Origin of the sequence: Sulfolobus sp. B1 (assembly GCF_007050195.1) — an archaeon.
In the GTDB taxonomy this organism is placed as follows: Archaea; Thermoproteota; Thermoprotei_A; order Sulfolobales; family Sulfolobaceae; genus Saccharolobus.
Genome location: NZ_QIMI01000189.1, coordinates 1 through 2,202, shown reverse-complemented (window position 1 = coordinate 2,202; position 2,202 = coordinate 1). Strand labels below are relative to the sequence as shown.

Genomic DNA, 2,202 nt, shown 5'->3' with positions numbered 1-2,202 from the left:
CATGATAACTAGGGATAACTTTGAGTATAGAAGCTGATTCAAAAAATATTGCAAATAACTTGACAGATTACGTTGAAGAAGAGCTAAGGGTAGGAGAAGCATTGGCCCACATATTGGCTGCTGCATCCGTTGTAATTGAGCTAGAGGGGGAAAGTGATGATATAAAGGAAACCGTGAGAAGATATGTTGATTTGTGGATATCTAAAATATCCCCCATAGACTATTCACCCGGTATGGCTGAGGTAATAGGATCAAAAATCAAGGTTAACATAACGAAAATTTTCAGAAACATCGATGAGGATGAGTTAGGTAAAATTCTAGATTCTGTGGTTGATATTAAAAAGAAGCTTGACCATAACGTTATAGATAGTGTGAACATAATTGAACTAGAGGCAAATACTGAGAAAATATTTAGGGCATTAGGTATAGATTTAAATGACGTACGAATGTTTTTCAATTTCATAGACGTAGAGAAAAGGGCTAATAGACTTATATCATTATTAGCTGTTGCCATCGGAATTTCAGCTTTATGGGATGAAAAATGGATAGTGGGATCTCAATAACAGCTGAGAAGCTAATAGATAGCACAGTGAAAAAAGCATGCAAAATGCCAGTAAAAGACGAAGAGGTAGTAAGATTAGTTGGAATATCGTCTAAAAAAATAGCTTTAAATTCGATAGATAAAGTTTCTTTTTGGTTGTCTTATGAAAATAACAATCTACTTTACTGTAAATTATGTAATAGGGGACCATTTACTAAGAAAGGATTATATTTACACTTAACAAGAATTCATAGAAATGAAATAAAACATATGTTGGAAGATGAACTAAAACGTGAGATAAGAACTATATTGTAGTAGAATTTAAGGAGGAATTACTATACATCTAACTACTTGGCTTTAGAGCTCAATCAATTGATCAGTAGATTATTTAGTCGTTTTGTCTCATGAAGATAGATCAGTTGAATCTAAAAAGATAATGAAGGATTTTGTCAAGCATCTATTAGATTGTATACATCTAATGTTAGACTTGCAACCGAATAAATTCGTTTCAACCGTATTGTATCCAAAGCTAGTATTTTAATATTTTAGTAAGAAGACTAATTTAAAAATATTTTTCAATATTATGTAATACTATTAAGTGCTCTATCTAAATCTTCAATCAAATCATTAACGTCTTCTATACCAACTGATAATCTTAGGAGAGAGTCAGTAATTCCTACAACCTTCTTCTCTTCAACAGTTAAGCTTCTGTGGGACATTGTGGATGGTTGAGATATTATTGAATTAACCCCACCTAATGTTTGAGCTGGGATTATTATCTTTAAAGACTTCATGACCTTCATTACCTCTTCTCCACCGCCCTTTATCTCAAAACTAATAACACCACCAAATCCCTTCAATACTCTTCTAGCTATTTCATGATCCATATGGGTCTTCAGACCAGGATAATATACACGTTTTACCTTTGAATGACCTTCTAAGAACTCAGTAATTTGTTCAGCATTTCTATTTATAACATCCATTCTTATTTTTAACGTCTTAATACCACGTAGAGTAAGATATGCTGCATGAGGATCGAGAGAAGTACCTAACGTTCTCCTCATCTGATCTATAACAGATAAATACTCAGAATAACCTGCCGCAAGCCCTGCTATTACGTCATTATGTCCAGCCAGAAATTTTGACGCGCTGTGAATTACTATTGTACTACCCAATTCCAGTGGTTTTTGATTTATTGGAGTAGCAAAAGTTGAGTCAACCACTAGGATTCCATTGTATTCTCTTACAATTTTCGACAACTCTGGAATATCAATTACTCTTAATAGTGGATTAGATATGCTTTCTATGAATATTAGATTATACTTCTTAGATTTTGCCATTTCAATAAGATTTTGATTCCCTGGTAATGATGAATCGACGTTAACTCCCCAACTTCTCACAAAGTCCATAAAAAACTTATATGTTCTAGCAAACATGTCACGATGAATCAAAACATTAGCATTAGGCTTGAGTAATGATAAACTGACAGTTGATATTGCCCCCATCCCGGACGAAAATGCTACACCTTGTTCTGCTCCTTCTAACTCGGCTATTTTCTTTGCAAGTTCTAATACTGTCGGATTTGCCTCCCTTGAATATCTGTATTTCTCACCTTCAGGGTAAAGATAAGCAGTGGTTTGATAAATAGGAGTAGTTATTGC

The 2,202-nt window shown here is 33.8% G+C and carries 3 protein-coding genes; 2 read left to right on the top strand and 1 reads right to left on the bottom strand.

Annotated features, from left to right (window positions below; all coding sequences use genetic code 11):
• Positions 1–20 precede the first annotated feature (20 nt).
• Both DMP16_RS09255 and DMP16_RS09250 read left to right on the top strand, forming a co-directional pair.
• On the top strand, positions 21–563 hold the full coding sequence (locus DMP16_RS09255) for a hypothetical protein (RefSeq protein ID WP_069283990.1): 543 nt from the start codon (positions 21–23) through the stop codon (positions 561–563).
• Complete coding sequence (locus tag DMP16_RS09250; protein ID WP_069283989.1) at positions 542–856, top strand: hypothetical protein; 315 nt, start codon at positions 542–544, stop codon at positions 854–856. Before DMP16_RS09255 ends, DMP16_RS09250 begins: the two co-directional genes overlap by 22 nt.
• 266 nt (positions 857–1,122) lie before the next feature.
• Here DMP16_RS09250 and DMP16_RS09245 read toward each other — a convergent pair.
• On the bottom strand, positions 1,123–2,202 hold a 1,080-nt coding region (locus DMP16_RS09245), incomplete at its 5' end, for an aminotransferase class I/II-fold pyridoxal phosphate-dependent enzyme (RefSeq protein WP_143577141.1).